Annotated in this window: 23 protein-coding genes; 12 read left to right on the forward strand and 11 right to left on the reverse strand. The window is 56.6% G+C overall.

Annotation, left to right across the window (positions count from 1 at the left end; genetic code table 11):
• Positions 1-30: 30 nt before the first annotated feature.
• The gene (locus tag VNX88_04835; protein ID HWY67967.1) at positions 31-351 is read right to left on the reverse strand and encodes a DUF2934 domain-containing protein; all 321 of its coding nucleotides are present in this window, start codon (positions 349-351) and stop codon (positions 31-33) included.
• 391 nt (positions 352-742) lie between these two features.
• Here VNX88_04835 and VNX88_04840 point away from each other — a divergent pair, with 391 nt between their 5' ends.
• Both VNX88_04840 and VNX88_04845 read left to right on the forward strand, forming a co-directional pair.
• Positions 743-1,177 carry a hypothetical protein gene (locus VNX88_04840; protein HWY67968.1) on the forward strand — a complete coding sequence of 145 codons (435 nt, stop codon included), beginning with the start codon at positions 743-745 and terminating at the stop codon, positions 1,175-1,177.
• 45 nt (positions 1,178-1,222) lie between these two features.
• The gene (locus tag VNX88_04845; protein ID HWY67969.1) at positions 1,223-1,681 is read left to right on the forward strand and encodes a hypothetical protein; all 459 of its coding nucleotides are present in this window, start codon (positions 1,223-1,225) and stop codon (positions 1,679-1,681) included.
• 439 nt (positions 1,682-2,120) lie between these two features.
• On the opposite strand, the gene VNX88_04850 is transcribed toward VNX88_04845, so the two are convergent.
• Both VNX88_04850 and VNX88_04855 read right to left on the reverse strand, forming a co-directional pair.
• Complete coding sequence (locus tag VNX88_04850) at positions 2,121-2,519, reverse strand: response regulator (protein ID HWY67970.1); 399 nt, start codon at positions 2,517-2,519, stop codon at positions 2,121-2,123.
• 1,117 nt (positions 2,520-3,636) lie between these two features.
• The gene (locus tag VNX88_04855; protein HWY67971.1) at positions 3,637-3,810 is read right to left on the reverse strand and encodes a hypothetical protein; all 174 of its coding nucleotides are present in this window, start codon (positions 3,808-3,810) and stop codon (positions 3,637-3,639) included.
• Between the two features lie 1,680 nt (positions 3,811-5,490).
• Between VNX88_04855 and VNX88_04860 the strand changes: the two genes are divergently transcribed.
• Positions 5,491-5,766 (forward strand): hypothetical protein, encoded by a 276-nt coding sequence (locus tag VNX88_04860; protein ID HWY67972.1) that lies wholly within the window; start codon positions 5,491-5,493, stop codon positions 5,764-5,766.
• Between the two features lie 785 nt (positions 5,767-6,551).
• Here VNX88_04860 and VNX88_04865 read toward each other — a convergent pair.
• From VNX88_04865 to VNX88_04875, 3 genes are all read right to left on the reverse strand, one after another.
• Positions 6,552-7,175 (reverse strand): response regulator transcription factor, encoded by a 624-nt coding sequence (locus VNX88_04865; GenBank protein HWY67973.1) that lies wholly within the window; start codon positions 7,173-7,175, stop codon positions 6,552-6,554.
• Positions 7,176-7,349: 174 nt separating this feature from the next.
• Entirely contained in the window at positions 7,350-8,762 is a 1,413-nt protein-coding gene (locus VNX88_04870) for an MFS transporter (protein HWY67974.1), read from the reverse strand.
• Positions 8,763-8,897: 135 nt separating this feature from the next.
• Positions 8,898-9,467 carry an isochorismatase family protein gene (locus tag VNX88_04875; GenBank protein ID HWY67975.1) on the reverse strand — a complete coding sequence of 190 codons (570 nt, stop codon included), beginning with the start codon at positions 9,465-9,467 and terminating at the stop codon, positions 8,898-8,900.
• A gap of 53 nt (positions 9,468-9,520) precedes the next feature.
• On the opposite strand from VNX88_04875, the gene VNX88_04880 reads away from it, so the two are divergent.
• Complete coding sequence (locus tag VNX88_04880; protein ID HWY67976.1) at positions 9,521-10,129, forward strand: helix-turn-helix domain-containing protein; 609 nt, start codon at positions 9,521-9,523, stop codon at positions 10,127-10,129.
• 76 nt (positions 10,130-10,205) lie between these two features.
• On the opposite strand, the gene VNX88_04885 is transcribed toward VNX88_04880, so the two are convergent.
• Together VNX88_04885 and VNX88_04890 are read right to left on the reverse strand one after the other, a co-directional pair.
• Positions 10,206-10,742, reverse strand: a complete 537-nt coding sequence (locus VNX88_04885) for a DinB family protein (protein ID HWY67977.1) — start codon at positions 10,740-10,742, stop codon at positions 10,206-10,208.
• A gap of 150 nt (positions 10,743-10,892) precedes the next feature.
• A complete protein-coding gene (locus VNX88_04890; protein ID HWY67978.1) occupies positions 10,893-11,822 on the reverse strand; it encodes a hypothetical protein in 930 nt (309 codons plus the stop codon).
• Positions 11,823-12,029: 207 nt separating this feature from the next.
• On the opposite strand from VNX88_04890, the gene VNX88_04895 reads away from it, so the two are divergent.
• The 4 genes from VNX88_04895 (at position 12,030) to VNX88_04910 (ending at position 14,466) form a co-directional block, all read left to right on the forward strand.
• Positions 12,030-12,803, forward strand: coding sequence for an exodeoxyribonuclease III (locus tag VNX88_04895; GenBank protein ID HWY67979.1), 774 nt, complete (start codon positions 12,030-12,032; stop codon positions 12,801-12,803).
• A gap of 375 nt (positions 12,804-13,178) precedes the next feature.
• Positions 13,179-13,979 carry an FKBP-type peptidyl-prolyl cis-trans isomerase gene (locus VNX88_04900; GenBank protein ID HWY67980.1) on the forward strand — a complete coding sequence of 267 codons (801 nt, stop codon included), beginning with the start codon at positions 13,179-13,181 and terminating at the stop codon, positions 13,977-13,979.
• 55 nt (positions 13,980-14,034) lie between these two features.
• Entirely contained in the window at positions 14,035-14,199 is a 165-nt protein-coding gene (locus VNX88_04905) for a hypothetical protein (GenBank protein ID HWY67981.1), read from the forward strand.
• Between the two features lie 6 nt (positions 14,200-14,205).
• On the forward strand, positions 14,206-14,466 hold the full coding sequence (locus VNX88_04910) for an OsmC family protein (GenBank protein HWY67982.1): 261 nt from the start codon (positions 14,206-14,208) through the stop codon (positions 14,464-14,466).
• A 170-nt stretch (positions 14,467-14,636) separates the two neighbouring features.
• On the opposite strand, the gene VNX88_04915 is transcribed toward VNX88_04910, so the two are convergent.
• Positions 14,637-15,221, reverse strand: coding sequence for a TetR/AcrR family transcriptional regulator (locus tag VNX88_04915; GenBank protein ID HWY67983.1), 585 nt, complete (start codon positions 15,219-15,221; stop codon positions 14,637-14,639).
• Positions 15,222-15,364: 143 nt separating this feature from the next.
• Here VNX88_04915 and VNX88_04920 point away from each other — a divergent pair, with 143 nt between their 5' ends.
• The 4 genes from VNX88_04920 to VNX88_04935 are packed head-to-tail and all read left to right on the forward strand — an operon-like array spanning position 15,365 to position 17,773.
• On the forward strand, positions 15,365-15,703 hold the full coding sequence (locus tag VNX88_04920; protein HWY67984.1) for a hypothetical protein: 339 nt from the start codon (positions 15,365-15,367) through the stop codon (positions 15,701-15,703).
• Positions 15,667-16,578, forward strand: coding sequence for an SDR family oxidoreductase (locus tag VNX88_04925; protein HWY67985.1), 912 nt, complete (start codon positions 15,667-15,669; stop codon positions 16,576-16,578). Before VNX88_04920 ends, VNX88_04925 begins: the two co-directional genes overlap by 37 nt.
• A gap of 51 nt (positions 16,579-16,629) precedes the next feature.
• Positions 16,630-17,607 carry an SDR family NAD(P)-dependent oxidoreductase gene (locus VNX88_04930; protein ID HWY67986.1) on the forward strand — a complete coding sequence of 326 codons (978 nt, stop codon included), beginning with the start codon at positions 16,630-16,632 and terminating at the stop codon, positions 17,605-17,607.
• 37 nt (positions 17,608-17,644) lie between these two features.
• On the forward strand, positions 17,645-17,773 hold the full coding sequence (locus tag VNX88_04935) for a hypothetical protein (protein HWY67987.1): 129 nt from the start codon (positions 17,645-17,647) through the stop codon (positions 17,771-17,773).
• A gap of 162 nt (positions 17,774-17,935) precedes the next feature.
• Here the strand turns inward: VNX88_04935 and VNX88_04940 are convergent, their stop codons facing one another.
• Together VNX88_04940 and VNX88_04945 are read right to left on the reverse strand one after the other, a co-directional pair.
• A complete protein-coding gene (locus VNX88_04940; protein ID HWY67988.1) occupies positions 17,936-20,113 on the reverse strand; it encodes a molybdopterin cofactor-binding domain-containing protein in 2,178 nt (725 codons plus the stop codon).
• Positions 20,110-20,622 (reverse strand): (2Fe-2S)-binding protein, encoded by a 513-nt coding sequence (locus VNX88_04945; GenBank protein HWY67989.1) that lies wholly within the window; start codon positions 20,620-20,622, stop codon positions 20,110-20,112. The genes VNX88_04940 and VNX88_04945 overlap by 4 nt, the downstream gene beginning before the upstream one ends.
• Between the last annotated feature and the right edge of the window lie 42 nt (positions 20,623-20,664).

Below are 20,664 nucleotides of genomic sequence, written 5' to 3' on the forward strand. Positions count from 1 at the left end.
ACGATTCTCGACCTTCCTGCAGACCTGAAATCAAACGCCGGCGCGGTCGGGACGAGCCTTCTCTGCCGATCGAGCTGCCCGGCTCAGGGCGGCCTGCCGCCTGGAGTCGATGAATGCAACAGCCTTTTCGCGCGCGGCTGCCGACACTCGGACCTCGGGGGAAGCATCGGCCTTTGCCAGGATTTCAGCTTCGGCTTCAAGCCAGTCCTTTTCCGCAAAGCCGTCATGTCTGCCTCTGTGCTCATAAATCTCGTAAGCGCGCGTGCGTATCTGATCTTGTAAATCGGAGGAGATAGTGGTTTCAGAATTATCTTGCGGGAGATCGTGTGCAGTGCGTTGAGTGGCTGTCATAGTGGCCTCCTCGTTGTTTAACGGATTCTCGCACGCCTCGATAAGGTACGTGCACTCCCTAAGGCCCGCGCAGAATAGTGATCTGTCAGTTTCCTGTGGAAGGCTGTGGAGAAGTTCGATCTGAAGGGGGTGGGTGACCCGGTCTTCGTCTTTACTTGATCTGTCCGAGTCCAAACAGCTTTTAACAAGTTCTCCCATCCCGGTCCAGGGCGTCGGGAAATTTGTCGGTCATCGTCGCGAATCCGAGGGGAAAATCGCCGGTTGATACGAGCAATTTTGACCAGACTGGCAGGGGCAACTGTTTGTAAAGTCGCAATGGATGGGGACCCATCACTGCTGACGAGTGGCGATCATCTGTTAAGGAGTTCGCATCCCAGGAATGATAATGATCATGAAGACACGCACCTCTATGCTCATCGCCCCATTGCTGCTGGCCATCAGCATCCTTCCCGCTGGCGCCCAAAACGGGAACCATCGCGACAATCGCGATAACCGTAACAATCATACGTTCTACAACGGCGTTCGCAGCGGTGGCCGAGGCGGACAGTACTACGACCCCCGCTACGACAATCGCCAGTACGCCAACGGCCAGTACAACGATCCCCGCTACAACAACGGCCAGTACAACAATGGTTATCAAAACCAGGGCGGCATCGGTCCCGGAAAGGGAGCCCTTATTGGCGGAGCGGGCGGAGCCGCACTGGGCGCAATCTTCGGCAAGGGCCTTAAAGGAACCCTTATTGGCGGCGCTGCTGGCGCGGGCATCGGAGCCGTCGTAGGCGAGATGCATCAAAAGAATCAGCAGAACCAGTACAACCCCCGCTAACCGTACCTCCAAGGCCCAAAACAGTACGAAAGGAAATCAGCATCCATGACCTCACTCATAAAGCGCCGGCGTCGTATCCGTACCTTGATCCTGTGCCTCGTCGTTGCGGCCACGCTTTCCCTGGGAGCGATCCCCACTGTCGCTCAACAGCCCACGCAGCCATCCTCTCCTGTCAATATCAAGCCGGAGGCCAATGAGGCTCCCGAAATCCATTCCTGGACCATCGAGCAGCTTCTGCCCCTCACCGTCTCCCAAGCCTGGCAGATGAGCGGCAAGAGCGAAGACAAGTTCTTCGACATGGTGCAGGACCTCGCCGCCTTCTGTGCCCAGAAGCGCAACCTCGTCCTTCCCGCCAGCGAAGCGGCAGGACAACAAGCTGGCGAATACATCAAGCAGCAGGCCAAGCTGGACCGTGAGCAACTCCTCTACGCCGTGGTCGACCAAGCTGTCCGCAAGGTAGGCACACCCGCCCCGGCACAGGTCAGCGAAACCCTTGCAAAATAGCGAGCCGCTAGTCGTCGCATGTTGCGGGGGGCACGAAGAGTCCGAAACCGTGCCCCCGTTCCATCGCACCGATGGAGTACAAGCGTGTTCCCAAGCCTCCAGAAGGTGACGCCTGGGTCTATGAACCAAAACAGGACGGCTATCGCATCATCGCCGTGATCGACGGCAGTGCCCTCTCCTTTATTCGATGTCGGGCCTAAACTACACAGCCAAGTATCCGCCGGGTGCCCTGCCCTTCGTCCGCACTTTCTGATTTTTGTTTCCTTGCTGAGAGCCAATGGCGGGTGTTTTGCCTTTTCTGCCTGCAACATCTAGAGAGTGGGTGCCGCACTCTCCACCCCAGCAACAAACACCAGAACAAAACACAGGGTCCTTCGGCAGGCTCAGGATGACAACAGTTGCTGGGGACCCCGGTCTGCGTTGTTTTCGGATCCGACAATCACGCAGCTTTCCGATTCTTCTGCGTCTCGGCTTCCGAGATTGTGCGCACCATCGCCAGGAGATCTTCTGGTTGCACTGGCTTCGCTAAACATTCAAAGTGAAAGCCTTGCGCGCGCGCGGCGGCCAGCAGCGGCACCGTATCTACGTGCCCGGAAAAAAGGATGATGTGGCAATCGGGCAGCTCGCGCGAGACCTGCTGAGCCAAATCAACGCCAGAGATGCCGGGCATGATCACATCGGAGAGAAGCAGAGCTGGAGAGTGGTGCCGGCACAGCATCATGGCGCCTTCCGCCTCATAGGCCGCAAAGGCGGAATAACCCTCGCTGCGAAGGATCTGGCAAAGGGTATTGGCAATGGTCGGCTGATCGTCGACTACGATAACTTTGAATTGGTTCATAGGGATTCACGCTGCTCTCTCCGGGGAAGCGCTTTTCTTCACGAGCTGCACCACCCGGTTCCGGCGGTTTAATCGAACCTGCATCTGCTCGCAACATGCAGAACATAGCCAAACAACTTTTTGCGTCGCGTGTGCGGGCAGCCCCCACTCGACGGGATCGGAGATCGGAAAGACGAACAGCTGGCCGACTCCGAATTTTGCAAAGCGATGGCTGCAACCAGGATTTGCGCACTGCGCGATCGACGCCGTGGCTTCCATACTCTGTTGGAGGCGCACAACGGCCTAAAGGGTGTTCTCAGGCATGAAAGGGAGGTTCACTCTCTTACGAGAGACAATGCTACGAGGGCCTTCAGCATGCGCCTTCGCGAATATCGCGCGACGACAACGAGCGATACACCCTGCGCATCCGCCCAGGCGGGTGGGATTTCGCAACGATTACTCCCTGTGGCCAAATTCACTGGTTTTCACTGTTAAGGCTCAGATCAGTGAATTTAACAGTGAAAAGAACAGTGAATTTTTTCTCTGAATCGCGAACCCGCATGGACACTGGGGAAAACGAGTGGGACCAGGGAAATAACAGTGAATTAGCAGTGAATTGTGTTCGACGCGAGTTCCTCGACTTACTCGTTCTGCATCTTCCCGCGATTGACCATCGCATCGACATGAGCCAGCGTCTGTCAGAATCTCCTGACGCCCTGTCTGTCCGACAAAACCGTTTTTCGACCTGATCCCCAAATCTAAAGGACTTAGCGTGCGAGATCCCCGACGAATCCCCGAACTTCCCGGGGATTTCCGGGGACTAATCCCCGAGAGCGCCGGGGATCTCCGGGGATTGATCCCAAGTCCGTCGGGAATTTCCTGGGGATCTCCGCTTCGGATCTTCCGCAGCGAGGAAGCTCGACTTGAAACCTGCCTCCGGCTTTCGGCCAGCCCCGCCGGCTTCGTGGCGTTCCAGTTCGAGAATTCCAAAATGGGAGTTAGGCACAACATCGCTCTTCGCATGATGGCGCGAATCGCGCAGAAAAAGCAAGGTTCATCCGTTGCTCGCAACGTTGTTCCGCCTAGGCATATCAAGAACTTGCGAGCCGCCGAAGAAATATTTTTGTTATCCGTCGCTCTAGAAGCTTTCACCAGCCACGCCGGCATACTCTGCGCGCAACCACAGCCTTGTAACCGGGGTGAACACGAAGGTCACGAAGGGCACAAAGAGAGAATCGCGATCCAGCTTGCGCCACCCAACTCCCAGCGCTTTTCCTTTGTGTCCTTCGTGACCTTCGTGTTCACCGAGCATAGCCGCCGTCGCTGTTTCCTGGCACGAAGTACAGGTCGACAACGATTCACATGAGACTAGGAAACACGGGTTCCTTACCTTCGAACAGCGAAGACCGGGGGCCCCAGCAACTGTTGTCATCCTGAGCCTGCCGAAGGATCCTGTGTTTTTGTTCTGGTGTTTGTTGCTGGGGTGGGAGAGTGCGGCACCCGCTGTTTGGAACCTCGGAAGATTCAACCCCATGTGACAGGGTCGGCCACCCGCCCTCAGCGATCAAGCATAATCAAATGGTTCAAAGTCTAGAATCCCACTGTCGATCTCCACATGGACACAATGGTTTTGATGCTCGATCAGGAGGTTACTTTTCGAGCCTTGAAGTAAGTGAATACGTTTTTGTGCCACTGCTTTTTTTACTGCTTCCAAAATAGCGTTGAGATTGGGTCCGGAAAGGTCGTAGGCTAAGCCCCTCTGGTGCATGCTCGTGCCAGGTGCAGCTACCTTGTATCCTTTTGATCGAATGAATTCGAGTGCAGGTCGCCAGGAGTCGGAATCTCGTAGTGTAGGTGGCGTTTTGAAGAGAAAGCCGTTCTTCTCAGCGGTTTTCTTGATAAACGCTAGCTGCTCGGCGGCAGGTCTCCGGACGGAGCTCAATTTTGTGTCTAAAGGCAGGTACAGTCTGAGTGCCTGCCATATTAGTAAATTACCGGAATCCACATGAGGCATGGCTGGTCCCCCTTAGCGTATGGCCATCGGTGCGTGTTGGCCGTGCGGCGAAATCTTATTCCGCCGCGCACGGTTGTCAAGATTTATCAGTCAGTAAGCTGAGTGCCGAAATGGAAGGAGCCCTGTGGCGGAATTTCCAAAATGTGGGTGCCTCATGCTCGAAGTTGCAGGTAGAAATTAAGGCTGGGCCATGCAATATAAAAGGGCGCCCTTTTCAGAGTAGTCTGCAGTGATCTTTACAACACTGTGCTACTCAGGAAAGGAGCACCCTCATGAGTGACGTTAAGTTTATTGGTCTGGACGTACACAAGACAAGCGTCTCGGCAACGGGAGCGGGTGGAACTACGAATGGTTTTCGATTTAGTTTTTAGTCGAGTCTCCGCATCATGCTTCGATGGCAAATCGGATCGACGACGTGCATCGTAAGCGCACCCTTTTGAAAACCGCAAAAGGGTGCGCCACCCGCGCAGATTAGAATCGGCAACAATGAAGGGCAAGCCGTGATGACTGGGACACTTGATCTGAGGGTTAGCTTCCTCAATTTCGCGCACGCCTTGATAGGGGAGTGCCGCGCCTGCGCGCTGGTTAGCCGTTCGATGGAAACTGCAAAACAATAAGGATGGGCCACCCAGGGCGGGTGGCGTACGCTGGGTGCGCCACCCGTCTGCTGCTGGATTCACGTTCAATCCTTGCTGGATTGGCGGTAGCATGAACGAGGAATGAGTTTATTGAAAGGCATTTGGCTAATCTGGTATTCACTGTTGACTGGCACGGGCATATTCCTCACATGGGTTAACTTCTACATCTTCTATTTGCACCACATGTTTATAGCGAGAGGACCGCGTCCGCTTATCTATTTGTGGTTTCTCTTGTGGCCGATGGTATCAGTCATTGGCGTTACCGGGTTGGTCAAACACATACGACGACCTGTGGATTCAAACTAACCCACTACCAAAATGAGTGATTAGAGGGTCGGGAATGAAGGAAAATAAGCTTACGGAATATCTGCACAGCGAAAAGACTTACGAGCAGCAATACCGGAGAGGGGTACGGATGTTGGTCATCCTCCTAATCCTGTACCTGCCTACTGTAGTGGTCATGGGCTTTGGCTTCGCTAAGTTACTGACTTCTGAAGTGCCCTTTGGCCTTACGGCGCTCGTCTATTTGGCCGTAGTCGTTGTCTTGTCTGTCCGCACCTTTATTGCGTACTGCCGATGGACAGGGAAGTATCCCTATTATTGGCTACGCCGATAAAACGGTACGCGTGATAGATCACCTCGGCCTTAAACACAGTTCCAAAAACACTTGTTTTCAGTAACGCCGAAATCCCAAAATTGTACCTTGCAAAGACAATGGCCGGTGCCCTGCCCTTCGTCCGCACTTTCTGATTTTTGTTTTTCGCGGGTGCCCCACACGGGTGGCCCACCCTCTTCCCATTTTGGCTCTTGGAGGGGTGGCCGACCCTTTTCACTTGCCTTTGGTTCTTGTGATCATTCCAAAACTGCGGGTGCCGCACCCTTCCCACCCCAGCAACAAACAGCCAGAACCAACCACATGATCCTTCGGCAAGCTCAGGATGACAAGAGTTGCTGGGGACCCCGGCCTTCGTGGTTCGAAGGGTGCGATTATCCACACCGTCATTGTGACCCGGGGTGGGCGCAGCGGCGAGCGCCGAAGGCGCGCTATTCCTGTAGCCCATGTGCGCACGAGCCATGGGAACGCGTTTCCAGATTCGGTCAGAGCCCGTTAGGGCGGCATGCATTGGAGGTGTTCGATGCGGGCGATATTACGTGGCATAGGAATGCCACCCTCCGGGCTCACAATGTTTTTCACCTGAGTACCATGGCTCCATCGCTCATGGGCTACGGGAGTGCCGCGCCTGCGGCGCTGGTTAGCTGTTCGATGGAAAAAGCAAAACAATAAGGATGGACCACCCAGCCATTTAACCTCCGGACGTCTCTTTGACAAAGATCGTCCGCGAAGCTCAGCGTGAGAAGCATTCGGGAGATTGAAGACTTTTCGTGCCGATTCGAACATTCCTACAATTGAATTACGCCGCGACGTACGGCGATAACGAGTGCCTGTGTGCGATCGTTGGCGCCGAGCTTGTCCATAATGTGCTTCATGTGAGCCTTTACCGTTTCCTCGGTGATGAAGAGCTTCTCTGCGATGTCACGGTTGCGATTTCCTTCCACTAAGTGACGAAGAACCTCCACTTCGCGATCGGTAAGCAGCCCGTCGCTGCAGTATTCCGCCAATTGGGCGGCGATTGGCGCCGGAATGCTCTTCTTCCCGGCATGGACCTGGCGAATAACATCGATCAATTCGCTGGAAGGCATGCTCTTGAGCATGTAAGCATGCGCCCCTTCTGCGAGGGCTCGCCGAATCTCGTTGTCGCGCGCGAAACTAGTCAAGATGATAAAACGTGCATCAGGAAACTCGTCGCGGATAGCGATCATTAACTCGATGCCGCTTATATCTGGAAGCCTGAGTTCCGTGAGGATAACGTCAGCCTTGTGCTTACGGAAATACTCAATCGCCTGGCGTCCAGTGGAAGCATGTGCCACCAACTGCATGTCCCGTTGAGCATTGATAACGCTGGCAATTCCGACGCACCACAGGGGATGGTCATCAACGCTCAAAACCGTGATCTTGTCGCTCATACTTCCTCCGGCAAAATTATTCGTCTGATTACGCTGTCTTTAGTTCTTATTAAACTTCTTGTTCCAATGTTGGAGGGTTCCGGAAATCCCGCAAGAGTGAATACATTCGGAAATCGTCTGGAGCTTTCACGACTAGTTTTGCAAGCAAATACATTTCGAATCGCGTCGCTCGCGCTAAACTGCTTCTCTCAGGATCGCCTCACGAGGCAACGTACGATCTGCGACGGTCGCTATGACGAGAGCGGCACTCAGGACGACCATGACCCAGGCCAGCGTGTGCATTCCGTGATCGGTTGGGTGTTTGCCGAACAGCAGACCCAACAAACTGGAAGCGACAATGGCGCCAACATACTGGGAAGTGCGCAGCAATCCGGCGGCGGTTCCCACCTCCTCGTGAGGCGCCTGCAGATAGACCGCCGCCTGATTCGCGTTAGAGCAGATTCCTTGCGGAAGGCCGAACGGCAGAACCAGGAGTACGAGGAGCGATGCAGCGGTATCGCTCGTAATCAGCGCAATACAGCAAGCGGCGAAAAGAAGACCCAGGGTTCCGAAGATCAGAGGATTACGTATGCTTTTCATCCGTCCGCCAGCGAGAGCGGAGAGAGCCGCAAGGGCGGACATGGGCAACGTGATGAGGCCGGCTTTCGTGCTGCTGAACCCCGGACCCGTTTGCAGCCATTGCGAAAAACCGTACAGCATGCAGTAACTCATCAAATTAATCGCGCCGTAGCGCAGATACGTTACGCTCAGGGGAATGTTGCTCCCGAGCATACGAATGTTGAGAAACGGTTGTTTCGTGCGGAGTGAATGACGCGTAAGCGCGAATCCAAGCAGCACCGACACCGCGAGCATCGGCCAGCTTGGATGGCCAAGACTCATCAGGAAAAACATCCCGGTGAGAAGCACTCCTGCGAAGAGCACGATTCCCAGAGCATCAAGTTCCTGGGCTAGTCTTCCGAGTCCAGCTGGTTTCGTTTCATCTTCGGGAATCCAGAGAAATGCGAGCAGGATTCCAAGAACCGCCAGAGGAAGGTTCACCGTGAAGACCATCCTCCAGCCACCGAGGCCTGTGAGTATTCCGCCGAGCGCCGCTCCGATCGCCACGGTGGACAGTGAGCTCATCGAGAGAATGCCGAGCGCCATGCGCGGTTCGACAGATCCTGTCTGTGCTGCCCGGTTGCGCAGAATTCTGACGGCCGTAGGATAGGCCGCGGACGTGCCAACTCCCAAGAGAACACGTACCCAGATCAAGGCGCGAAGAGAGGGCGCCAACGCTCCCGCCACGCCAGCCAGGGCAACGAGATAGAGACCGGCGAGGAACACACGGCGCGCCCCGAGACGGTCAGCCAGTCGCCCCATTGTTGGCTGCGCGATGGCGCTCGTAATATAGAGCCCTCCGATAAGCAGCCCTGTCTCGGCAACAGTCGCGTGAGAGTCCCTCGCGATTGCCACTAACGCCGTCGAGATCATCGTCGAGTTCACCGGATTCAGCATCGATCCCAGGCAGAGAGGTGCCATGAAACGGAATCCGAACGATCCCTTGGCTGACGGAATCTCCCCAACTGCCGTTTCGATTGTTACGCTCATACTTCCTCGCGCAATTCAAAGATTCCGCTCATGCTGCCGCTGAGTGACTGGCTCGTCCGACAGGATCGGACCAACCTTCGCGACGATGACCATTCTTCAGCCCTCGACGCTGGTCGAGTCGCTCTCGTGAGTACCTCAAGCAAGGGCCTCTATGACCTCGGAAGTTGTTCGAACGCGTCCCAGCATGGGAAATATCGTCTCGAACGCGAACTGATGTGCCTCTGCGCTAATGCTGCTCGTCGCGTCTTCAACGAAGACAATGCCAAAGCCCAGGGCCGCAGCGGCCCGGGCGGTTGACTCGACTCCGTAATTGGTCGCGATCCCACCAATCACAACCGTCTTCACGCCCGCTCGTTTGAGTCTCTCTTCGAGATCGGTTCCAGAAAAAGCGCTCCAGTGCCGCTTGGTCACAACAAGGTCGCCCGCCTGTGCTCCCGAAGCCGGAACCAACTCCGAAGCGATTGCGGGCGGCGGATTCCTGGGATCACCGTGAGAGCGATCGGCGGGAACCTGCAGCATGTTGGCCAGGTCCACCCGAACATAGATGACCGGTGAACTGTGCTTTCTAAATGTCGCTGCAAGCGACGCAGCTTTTGCGACGACCGAGGATGCCGGATGAGGACTCGTTTCTCGTGCCACAATGCCGTGCTGCAGATCGATGAGAATCAGGGCGGAAGTTTTGGGGTCGAGTTGTATTTTCTCCACAGCCTTCTCCAAAAACGAGGACAGCCTCGCTTTCTCTGATATAGAATACGAGGATGCCCTCGCTTTCGTCAAATCCAAATCGACCGGTCCCCCAACAGGAGCGGGCTGCACGAACGCATCAGTTGTTTTTGGATACCGCCGAACGGCTGTTTGTGGAAGTCGGCTACGATGCCATGACGATGACCGCCGTAGCCGAACGGGCGGGGACTTCCATCGGAGCCTTATACCGTTGGTTCCCCGACAAAACTGCAGTGGCGGCGGCGCTGCGCGCCAAGTACACCGTCGAGATTGAGCAACACTGGTCGTCGCTCATCGCAGGCGCGCATACGCTAACCACCGCCAAGTTCGCCGAGTCGCTAATCAGCCGAACAAGGGAATTCGTTCAGCGACGGCCAGCCTATTTCATCCTTCGCGATGCCCCCATCAACGTTTCTCGTAGCGCAGCGGCCCGAAAAACTCTGCGAGAGCCTTTCGTACAAGCCTTTCAGGCAAAAAAACCGACGCTCTCACACGAGGAAGCGCTTCTCATTGCCAACGTCGTCGTGGAAACGGTAAAGGGTTTTCTGTCGATGATCGCTGCGGCTCCTCCAAACCGACGCGCGCCCGTGACGGCGGAATTCACCAAAATGCTCTCGCTGTATCTTGAAGCCAAGTTCCGTTAGCGCGTGGCCGGCTTTCATGTTTGGTGAGGTACGAAATCTAGGAATTGAACGCCTTATGCAATAGACGCATGCCCCGCTATCGCCATCCACTGGCATCGTCGGCTGAAGGCCCATAAATGCTCGGGACGTTGCCGCCCATCGGTCGAATGTACGTGCTCAATTGTCCACGATGGTGAACGGTATCGAACAACGCAATCCACAACAACCCACCCACCGTGTCTTTGAGCAGGATCTCTTCTTTGCCCTGAATCAACCATGCCTGGTGGTTCCAACCGTTGTCGTCCAAGGAATTCAACTGAATAGCAAGCTGGCTATGATCGCGCTCGTAAGTTGAGATCATCTGGTCCCGATCTCCAAAAGTTGCAGGTTCCTGCCAGCGCAAACCGCTGTAAAAGCGTTCCCGGCTCTTGCAAAGATGGATACAACTCTGCTGGGAGGAGACCAGCAGAGCGGCCAGTTCTCCGGCCGAGCGCGACCGGGGATGGGGCCGGTAATCGAGACGATCGCCCGGAAGCGCTTTGAACACCCTCACGAACGCGGGGTATTCTTGCTGCCATCTTTGAATGAAGAACTCCCGGTTGCTAAGCTCTCTGCCAAGCGATTGTGTTGCCATCGACCGTCCTCTCTACGTACGCTAAATTCTAATCTCCGTTGGGCCGGGTGGGCGCACCAAGTTCTTTGGTTCCTCAGCGAAAAAACGAAATCAGAGAGTACTCGATGAGAGGCGGGTGCCCCGGATAGCGCGCGCACGCACAAGTCACAACTAACACGTTGAGTTGATATACCAACGCAGGACGCGGAGAGCGCGCAGTGTGTTCCAGCGGCTTGCCCTGCCGACATCGGTCTCCATCGTCAATGGAATATGTTCGGGATGAAGGAGGTTCAGCGGCCAGCGCCCGTTCTGGTGGCGGCGCTCAATCACCGTTTCGATTGCGTTAGCGACGCGGCTGTCGGGCTTGATTCCTGCATTGCGCAGATAATCGAGTCCACGCAAGACATCGTAGTGCCAAAACGTCGGGAACGAGAAGCGCAGCCAGCGTTTGTCGATGACTTTGCCGGTTCGCAGCGAACGGAACATGCGGCGTTCGAGCAGATAGTTTTCCGCCCTCTTGCGGGCCTTGGTGACGGCCGCGGATTTGCGGCCTGCTCGTTCGTAGTCGAGCAGTCCTTCGAGCACGCAGATGGTGGTATGGAACGAAGAGCGCCGGCTTTTGGGTGCTTCGCAGTTCCATCCGCCATCTTCGAGCTGCTCGCCCAGGAGCTGATTGGCCAGTGCGTCGTTCGGTTCCTTGAAATACGAACCAATGCCGAGGATTCTGCCGTTGATACAGGGTTCCGTTTCGCCGTGAAGGTAGGGCCGGTTGTTGAGCGGCTTAAACACGAGCCCCTTGTCGACGCGGTCGATCATTTTCCGAGCCTCGTTGCTGGCGGGGTCGAGACCGAGGTCCTTCAAGACGACGAGACTGTAGAGGGTAATAAGGTCCCATTTCGGCCCGCCCCAGTGGCCGGCAGGAGATTGGCTGGAGAGAAGTTGGGCTCCCCATCCTTCGGTTGCGACGCGCGACCGCTCGGCAGCAATTGTGTTGGGGTCTTCACCGGTGAGGTCCCTCATGACCTGCCAACGGATGGCCGGGTCAGAATCGAGCAGCCACTTGAGGTGCGCGGGCCGGGGTGCGTAATCCTGGAGCCGCATTGGTCTCTTATAGCACGGGGTATGCAGGTGTTGTCTCGTGGGGCAAGCGGCCCAGCGTGCTTCCTGGTTCAGTTTGGAACTTGAAAGAAGTCGTGTACCTTGAGAACGCCTTCGTTCTTAGCGAGGAGCACCCTTTGTCTGGGAGTCTGATGCAGAAAACCCAAAACGGAAACAAGAATCGGTCACCTGCCAGCGGAGAGGGACCTGGTGAAATTCGCCACTTTCAACACTAATAACATCAACAAGAGGCTGGATAACCTTTTGGCTTGGCTCGCCAAAGCGAAGCCGGACGTTGTAAGTCTCCAGGAGCTCAAGGCCGAGCCCGGAGCTTTTCCCGTAAATGCTCTTCGCAAGCTCGGATACGAAGCAGTTTGGCAAGGGGAGCGTTCCTGGAACGGAGTCGCCATTCTCGCGCGAAACCACGCACCGGTGCTGACCCGCTCAAGCCTGCCGGGCGATCCCAAAGATGTCCAGGCCCGCTACATCGAAGCGGCTGTTCACGGAGTCCTGATCACTTCTATCTACCTCCCCAATGGGAATCCACAGCCTGGTCCGAAGTTCAACTACAAGCTGGCGTGGTTCGAGCGCTTGATTGCGCATGCGGCCGAACTCATGGCGAGCGGCGTACCCGTGGTGTTGGCCGGCGACTACAACGTCGTGCCCACGCCGGAGGATATCTATCCGACTCGATCGCTCGACAACAATGCGTTAATCCAACCTGAAAGCCGGCAAGCCTTTGCGCGTTTGCTGGCGCAAGGCTGGACCGACGCCATGCGCAAGCTGCGCCCATCCGGCCCACTCTGGACATTCTGGGATTACAAATTTGAACGCTGGCAGAAGGACAAAGGCATGCGACTCGATCACTTCCTGCTCTCACCGAAAATGTCGGCGCGACTTGCGGACGGCAGCATAGACCGCTGGGTGCGAGGCGAGGTAAACGCCAGCGACCATGCGCCGGTGTGGATACGGCTCGCTCTTTAGAGACGGGTGTTGCGCGCGATGCTGCTTAGGGAACTGAAGAGCTGCGAGTCCACGTTACAAGACGCTTCTTCAGCCGGCCGAAAATTTCGCTTTCTCGTCGTTTCGTGAGTGAACAACCAAAGGGGGCCAGAGCCTTTGGTGAAGCCGAGCATGGCACCGCGACCATTCTAAAATCGCACCCGCGAACCGAGGCTGTTAATGAGACTCGAATTTCCCGCTTCGAAACCGCAAGATGTTGCGCCCAGGCTTTGATCGAGTGCTTTCCGATTTCGTTTTTTCGCTGAGGTCCCCAGTTTCTGGGTCGATCAACTAGAAGCAAGCGCGACCTGACTGGTTCTCCCGTGAGTCCGCTTATTCTCATGCGAGGATAGAACTATGAGAAATCTGCTTTCCACGTTCTTGACGTCATCGACATTCGCGATTGCCCTGCTCGGCACCGCATTGGCACAACAAACACCTGCGAAAAATGCTCAACACGCTCCGGGCGCCACAACGAAGAAGACTACAACCGCGAAACGTACACCAGCTCCGGCAGCCAAGCCTAAGGCTGTTGCTCTCACCACTCAGCAGGACAAAGTCAGCTACGCGATCGGCATGAACATGGCGAAGACTCTTCAGAGACAATCCCTGGAAGTGGAACCCGATGTTCTTGTCAGAGGGTTGAAAGATGTCCTGACCGGGAACAAGCCTCTCCTGTCCGACGACGAAGCCATGGCTGCTCTCACGGCACTCCAGAATGACCTGCGGGCAAGACAGCAGGAGAAAGCCCAACAACTTGGGCTATCCAACAAGAAAGAAGGGGAAGACTTCCTGGCTGCGAACAAAGGCAAGGAGGGCGTGGTCACGCTGCCAAGCGGTCTTCAGTACAAGATCTTGAAGGAGGGCAGCGGCCCTAAGCCAGCGGCGGCCGACTCCGTGGTCTGCAACTACCGCGGCACGCTGATCAACGGCACCGAATTTGACAGCTCGTATAAACGTGGGGAGACAGCGACGTTTCCCGTGAGTGGCGTCATAAAAGGCTGGACCGAGGCGCTTCAATTGATGCCAGTCGGATCAAAGTGGCAGCTTTTTGTTCCATCCGATTTGGCTTACGGTCAAAGAGGTGCAGGCGCCGATATTGGTCCCAACGCCACTCTCATTTTTGAAGTGGAGTTGCTTTCGATCAAGGGGAAGTGACAGTGGACGGCTGGCATAAAATCGACACATCTTCATACAACGGGAGTGATTGACGATGGCTGACATAAATGGAGTGGTTGTTCGCGGGAGTGCGGCAGGATTTACGCAGGAGATTCTCGTGGGCCGACATCGATTGACGGCAGACGAGCCTGTGGCTGCCGGCGGAACTGACACGGGCCCGACTCCTTACGACTTGCTGCTTGCTGCCTTGGGCTCTTGAACTTCGATGACGGTTGCGCTGTATGCGCGACGCAAGAGCTGGCCGCTCGAAGCAGTCACCGTTCGGCTGCGCCACAGCAGGATTCACGCAGCCGACTGTGCCGATTGCGAAACCAAAGAGGGAATGCTGGACCGCATGGAGAGCGATCTCGAATTCGCAGGGCCGCTAAGCAACCAGCAACGGGCGAAGCTTCTTGAGATTGCCCAGAAATGCCCAGTCCACCGCACCCTCGTCTCCGAAATCGATATTCGCACCCGCCTCTTGTGAGCTCCGGATGAGCCTACTCCTCCGGAGCTCCCGTTGTCTGATCTCCTTGCCCAGCATTTCATGCTGAGCTTCGTCATTGCTGAGTTTGAGGACTCCAGCTTGGCTTAGCGTCGTCATGCTCGTCCGTGCAGTGCCGCAGGTTCTGACTGATTGCCCCTTAGTGATCCGCTCTACTTGATCGGCCGTGAACCGGTGATGAGGATGTCTACCAGTCTCCTGGCGCTTTGCTGCCAGTCTCGGCCCGTCGCCACGTTGGAGACGCCGATGAGAGCCCGAAGTAGATCGAATGCGTCGAGGTCTTTGCGTATGTCGCCGCTCTTGATTGCGCGCTTCACCAGGGCGTCGATCGCTTGCTGGATCTGAGCGCGGGAACCTTCGTAGAGCTTGGAGGCGCCTCCGACGAGCGTGTTCAGTGCCGGGGCGATGATCTGCTTGGCCGCGATGTAATCGACGAAGAGCAGCATCCAGGCGCGTAGCGCTTCAACCGGGGGCATAGTCTCGGCGAACTTGCGCTCGGCTGCGGCTAGTTTTCCTACCTCAGTCCGATAAACCGCCTCGATCAGCGCATCGCGAGTAGGGAAGTGGCGATACAGGGTTCCGGCTCCGACACCGGCCTCTTTGGCGATGTCGTCCAGGCTGGCGTTCACGCCCTGGCGAGTGAATGCGTCCTTCGCCACTTCCAGAATGCGTTCGCGGTTCTGCTGTGCGTCAGCTCTCGGCTTGCGCAGGGCAGATTTTGCTTGTTTCGTAGCCATCAAAAAAAGTTTGCAACCGGAGATAGTCTCCGGTTATCCTATTTACCGATACGGAGACACTCTCCGTTTTAGTTGGAACACAGTGACTTGTCAATAGCAGTTCCCACTAACGTCTTCGTTTTTACCTTCGGGAGGTTAGGAATATGAATTCACTTACCCTTAATAAGTCGCCGAAGAATCTCAATCCTGATTGCGCTGATCGCATGACGATGGCGGAGCAGGAGTTGGCAGCATTCTTCGGCGCGGTGAAAGAGTTGTTCGGATCGGAGCAGGCGGAGCACTCGGCAGAAGACTGGCTGCAGGAGTTGGAAGCAAGCAATGGTCTGCCGGCTTCAGCTCGCGAATGGCGATTGATCACTAAAAGGGTTACGAAGCAGCTCGCGATTCAATTGAATGCTTCGTCCCTGTCAACTGGATCGCAAGTACTTAGTAGGAGGAACAGAATATGCGTGTTTTCGTCACAGGTGCCACAGGCTTTATAGGTTCCGCAATCGTCCGGGAGCTGATCGACGCGGGCCATCAAGTGCTTGGTCTTGCTCGCTCAGATGCGGGCGCTAAATCCCTTATCGCCGCCGGTGCCCAGGTGCATCGCGGTTCGCTCGAAGATCTCGAGAGCCTGCGCAGCGGAGCGGCTGCAGCAGACGGCGTGATCCACACTGCGTTCATCCACGACTTCAACAACTACGCGCCTGCAGCCGAGGCGGATCGGCGGGCGATCGAGACGCTCGGCGCTACGCTTGCGGGCTCTGACCGCCCTTTGATCATCACTTCCGGGACCTTGGTCGTTCAACCCAAAGGCCCTTTCGCAAAGGAGGAGGATGAACACAATCCGAGCTTTCCACGCAAATCCGAAGACGCGGCACTTGGGTTGGCAGAGCGTGGCGTGCGCGCGATGGTGGTTCGCCTTCCTCCGTCGGTGCATGGCGAAGGCGATCACGGCTTCGTTCCCGCTCTCATCGGCGTCGCGAGGGAAAAAGGTGTTTCGGCGTATGTTGGTGACGGGCTTAACCGCTGGCCCGCGGTGCACCGACTGGATGCTGCGCGCCTCTTCCGGCTCGCGCTGGAGAAAGGTTCCGCTGGAGCGCGTTATCACGGGGTCGGCGACGAAGGCGTGCCGGCTAGAGACATCGCTGATGTAATCGGCCGACAGCTAAACGTGCCCGTCGTCGCCAAGTCGCGCGAGGAAGCAGCCGACCATTTTGGCTGGATCGGACCCCTCTTTGCTATGGACGGTCCGGCTTCAAGCGTGCAAACGCAAGAACGGCTGGGATGGCGTCCGGCTGGGCCTGCGCTCATTCCCGATATCGACGCGCACTATTTCGAAACAAGTGCGTACGCGGAGCCTCTGCACAGTTAGCATTGGCCAGATCTCATAACCGATCGAACAGACCAAGATAGGAGAACAGAAATGGTGGAAGTATTTGGGGCGACTTCGACAACGGAAGAAGTCTTGTCGGGAATCAATCTGCGCGGCAAACGAATTCTTGTAACCGGTGTTTCAGCCGGGCTTGGAGTTGAGACTGCGCGTTCTCTTGTGGCCCACGGGGCACAAGTTGTAGGCGCGGCGCGAGATTTGGCCAAGGCTAAAGCCGCGACCTCACAGGTGCAAAAGGATGCGGCGAAGGGCAGTGGCAGCTTTGAGCTGGTTGAACTCGACCTGGCCAGTTTAAAGAGCGTTCGCGCCTGCGCCGATCGACTGCTCGAAAAAGGTGAGCCCTTCGACGTGGTCATTGCCAATGCCGGAGTTATGGCAACACCCTTTGGCCATACGGCAGACGGCTTTGAGACCCAGTTCGGTACCAATCATCTGGGCCACTTTGTCCTCGTGAACCGGATTGCACGGCTTATCCGCGCAGGTGGGCGGCTGATCAACCTCTCCTCTGCGGGCCATCGTTATTCGAATGTCGACCTTGAGGATCCCAACTTTGAGCGGACGCCCTATGAGCCCTTCGTTGCCTATGGCCGATCGAAGACGGCGAACATCCTGTTCGCAGTTGCCTTCGACAAACGGCACCGAGGCCGTGGGGTGCGAGCTGCGGCTGTCCATCCTGGAGGCATTCAGACTGAGCTGGGACGTTACGCGGAGCCCGGCCGCATAGAAAAGGTTGTTGAAGAAATCAACCAGCAACTCGCAGCACAGGGTAAGGCGCCGTTCCAGTGGAAGACCATTCCTCAAGGAGCCGCAACTTCAGTGTGGGCCGGCGTGGTTGCAACCGCCGACGAGATCGGCGGCCGATATTGCGAGAACTGCCACGTGGGCGATATCGTGCCGGACAACGCGACCATAACCGCCGTCAGCGAAGGCGTGCGCGGATACGCGCTCGATCCAAAAAACGCTGAGACACTCTGGAAGAAAAGCGAAGAACTCGTTGGAGAGTCCTTTTAGGTTTCCTTATTACAAACTGATGAGCAGGAGGAACGAAATGATTGAACAGACTGATCTCGCCGGCAGCTTCACGCTCCCTGGCACATCTATGAGCGTGAACCGCATGGATTATGGCGCAATGCAGAGCGGAAATTCGCTCAGGCCATGCCGCCTGTCGAAGGGTTGATTGCGACTACGGTGCCGGCTGTTTGGTGCTGGCGTGGGAGAGTGCTGCACCCCCAGTTTGGCTACCGCCAACCAAGACAACAAATGTTTGATCCGAAGGGGCCGCCACCCGTCCGCCCATGTCGGGACTACTTCTTCAATCTCGGCAGTTGCATACCGCGTGCTATGTAGCCGCAGCCTTCTGATCCGGCATGCCATTCGGAACCAGCGGCATCGCGCGTAGACGCTTGCTAGTGGCGTTGAAGATGGCGTTTGCCACCGCCGGAGCCAGTCCGACGATGGGTGTCTCGCCGGCGCCGAATGGCTGCACGTCCTTGCGGTTAATAATCTCTACTTCGATCGAAGGCAGATCGCGAAAGCGCGGTACGCGATACGACGAGAAGTGCGGATTCAGCACGCGTCCGTTCGCAAAGTGCACATTCTCGAACAACGCTCCACCGATACCTTGAACAATCGCTCCCTCGATCTGGTTTCGCAGGCCATTCGGATTCACCACTGGCCCGCAGTCCCAAGCCTCAACCACACGCTCGATCCGCACGGCCCGGCTCTTTGGATCGACGGCCAGTTCCGCGCACGTAGCCACGTATCCGCCTTTGTCGAATCCCCCAGCGATGCCAAAGCCGCGTGATGTTGAGGCCTTCTGTTGTCCCCATCCGAAGCGTTTAGCGGCGGCTTCAAACACCGCGCGCAAACGAGGATCGTTGATGTTCTTCAAGCGAAATTCGAGCGGATCCATACCAATCGCATGCGCCAGTTCGTCCATGGCGCTCTCACGCGCGAAGTGGTTGGCGGTCGCGGCCAAGCCGCGGTAGGAGCCCTGACGTAAAGGCGGCATCTGCGTTGGGTGATACTGAATCCTTTGGTGCGCGACGTTATAGAGCGTGTTGATAGCCGCCGGACCGGAGTTGTAGTTGTGGAACTCCCAGGCGACCAGCGTGCCGTCGGTGCGCGCACCGGCGCGAACGTCAATCACACCTGCCGGGCGAAAGTACGCCCAGGTAAATTCCTCTTCCCGAGTCCACTGCAACTTTACCGGCTTTCCAACGGCTTTTGCCAGACGCGCCGCTTCCACGGCGCACTCTCCCGTGTGCTTCCCGCCATATCCCGATCCCGTATCGGGAACAATGACGCGCACATTCTTCTCGGGAATGTGAAAGGCCTGCGCCAACTCATCACGAACTGCAAATGGACGCTGCGTACCGGTCCACACCGTTAACTTATCGCCATTCCATTCAGCGACGGCCGCCCGTGGCTCGAGCGGCGCATGTTGGATATACGCCACCGTGTACGTGCTCTCAATCTTCTTGTCTGCCGACGCCATGCCGCTTTCGACCGAGCCCGTCTCGTGTGAGTTAGAACGGCCTCCGCCTTCTCTGGCCTCTGACGTTCCGCCAGTCTTTGCGCGAAGGGAATCGTAGAGCTCCATCTCCGAGATTTGTGGCGGAGTGTTCCACTGCGCCTTGATCGCGGAAAGAGCGCGAGTTGCAGTGATGGAATCGGGTGCGACAACGCCAACGAAATCTCCATCGTGCACCACAGTTACGTCAGGGATTCGCTGGGCTTCGACTGGCGCAGTATCAAGGGAAGCGAGTGTGCTGTGAAGGCCTGATGGACGCAGTACCTTGCCATACAGCATTCCAGGTCGTGCCAGGTCTGACGTGTACTTGTGCCCTCCTGTGACGAATTCGCGGCCGCCAACTTTCGCTACTGGAGTTCCGGCAACTTTCCATTGCTCCGGAGGCGCAAGCGGCGGATCGTCAGGGATGAGCTTCACTAGCTGCTGTCCCAGCAGAAGCTCTCCGTAACGGATCGAACGATTGTCCGACGTATTTTTGATCGCCCCGTCGGCGACGACGAGCTGTGTGCGATTCACTCCGAGCCGCTCAGCCGCTTTGTCAATCAACAAATCCCGGGCCGCAGCGGAGATATTGCGCAGCTCGGTTCCCATTTGCGGAGTTGTTCGGCTGCCAAAAGTGCCCATGTCAAAGGGGCACAGCTCCGTGTCGGCCATCACCATGGCGATCGTGCTCACCGGAACGCGCAGCTCTTCAGCCACCTGCTGAGCGAGGGAGGTGCGGATGTTCTGTCCCATTTCGGTCTTACCGGTGAAAACGGTCACGCTGTTGTCGGCGCCGATGTGAATCCAGGAAGCAATGTCGTGCGGAGTACGGTCAGCTTCATTGCCGGCAGTGCGGGCGCCGGACTCCTGCATAGCGCGGGCATCCACGGTGCAGACCAGCAGTCCTGCGCCAACGAGCTTTAATAGTTCGCGGCGGCTCAGAACGAAGCTATGTTGGACGCGGTCAGGTGACTGTTGCAGGAGCTCGTTATCAAAGCTCATCGTGAACCTCCTGCAGTTCCGGAACCTGAGATCGAAGATTTGGTGTGCATCTGTTCGCTGGCGGCGCGTCTGACCGCCGCAACAATCCGCGCATAGGTTCCACAGCGGCAGATGTTGCCATTCATGCCGCGAATGATCTCGTCATGGCTGGGTTTGGGATTCGAAGCAAGTAATCCAACCGCAGACATGATCATGCCTGGCGCGCAGTAGGCGCACTGGAACGCTTCTTCATCGAGGAACGCTTGCTGTACCCGGTGTAAACGGCCATTGCTCTCCAGACCTTCGATGGTTGTAATCTTGCGGCCAGCGGCGGAGGCGGCGAGCGTGTGGCACGAACGCACAGGCCGCCCATCAAGCAGCACCGTGCATGCGCCGCACTGGCCCTCCCCGCAGCCATACTTCGTGCCTGTGAGATTCAATCGATCGCGCAGGAGATAGAGCAGCATCTCATCATCTCCCACCTGCACATGATAGTCAGCGCCATTGACGTGAAAGAGGATCTTCGCCATCGCGCACCTCCGGCAAATATTGTCGCCCAAGCAGCGAATCGC

Source organism: Terriglobales bacterium, from assembly GCA_035567895.1.
GTDB lineage: Bacteria > Acidobacteriota > Terriglobia > Terriglobales > Acidobacteriaceae > Gp1-AA112.

Coding starts and splice junctions, on each gene's coding strand:
- VNX88_04925 (HWY67985.1), top strand. CDS start 15,667: ATGCGTGTTTTCGTCACAGGTGCCACAGGCTTTATAGGTTCCGCAATC.
- VNX88_04945 (HWY67989.1), bottom strand. CDS start 20,622: ATGGCGAAGATCCTCTTTCACGTCAATGGCGCTGACTATCATGTGCAG.
- VNX88_04890 (HWY67978.1), bottom strand. CDS start 11,822: ATGCGGCTCCAGGATTACGCACCCCGGCCCGCGCACCTCAAGTGGCTG.
- VNX88_04835 (HWY67967.1), bottom strand. CDS start 351: ATGACAGCCACTCAACGCACTGCACACGATCTCCCGCAAGATAATTCT.
- VNX88_04850 (HWY67970.1), bottom strand. CDS start 2,519: ATGAACCAATTCAAAGTTATCGTAGTCGACGATCAGCCGACCATTGCC.
- VNX88_04845 (HWY67969.1), top strand. CDS start 1,223: ATGACCTCACTCATAAAGCGCCGGCGTCGTATCCGTACCTTGATCCTG.
- VNX88_04930 (HWY67986.1), top strand. CDS start 16,630: ATGGTGGAAGTATTTGGGGCGACTTCGACAACGGAAGAAGTCTTGTCG.
- VNX88_04920 (HWY67984.1), top strand. CDS start 15,365: ATGAATTCACTTACCCTTAATAAGTCGCCGAAGAATCTCAATCCTGAT.
- VNX88_04860 (HWY67972.1), top strand. CDS start 5,491: ATGAAGGAAAATAAGCTTACGGAATATCTGCACAGCGAAAAGACTTAC.
- VNX88_04940 (HWY67988.1), bottom strand. CDS start 20,113: ATGAGCTTTGATAACGAGCTCCTGCAACAGTCACCTGACCGCGTCCAA.
- VNX88_04910 (HWY67982.1), top strand. CDS start 14,206: ATGACGGTTGCGCTGTATGCGCGACGCAAGAGCTGGCCGCTCGAAGCA.
- VNX88_04935 (HWY67987.1), top strand. CDS start 17,645: ATGATTGAACAGACTGATCTCGCCGGCAGCTTCACGCTCCCTGGCACA.
- VNX88_04870 (HWY67974.1), bottom strand. CDS start 8,762: ATGAGCGTAACAATCGAAACGGCAGTTGGGGAGATTCCGTCAGCCAAG.
- VNX88_04900 (HWY67980.1), top strand. CDS start 13,179: ATGAGAAATCTGCTTTCCACGTTCTTGACGTCATCGACATTCGCGATT.
- VNX88_04840 (HWY67968.1), top strand. CDS start 743: ATGAAGACACGCACCTCTATGCTCATCGCCCCATTGCTGCTGGCCATC.
- VNX88_04880 (HWY67976.1), top strand. CDS start 9,521: ATGCCCTCGCTTTCGTCAAATCCAAATCGACCGGTCCCCCAACAGGAG.
- VNX88_04865 (HWY67973.1), bottom strand. CDS start 7,175: ATGAGCGACAAGATCACGGTTTTGAGCGTTGATGACCATCCCCTGTGG.
- VNX88_04885 (HWY67977.1), bottom strand. CDS start 10,742: ATGGCAACACAATCGCTTGGCAGAGAGCTTAGCAACCGGGAGTTCTTC.
- VNX88_04915 (HWY67983.1), bottom strand. CDS start 15,221: ATGGCTACGAAACAAGCAAAATCTGCCCTGCGCAAGCCGAGAGCTGAC.
- VNX88_04905 (HWY67981.1), top strand. CDS start 14,035: ATGGCTGACATAAATGGAGTGGTTGTTCGCGGGAGTGCGGCAGGATTT.
- VNX88_04855 (HWY67971.1), bottom strand. CDS start 3,810: ATGCTCGGTGAACACGAAGGTCACGAAGGACACAAAGGAAAAGCGCTG.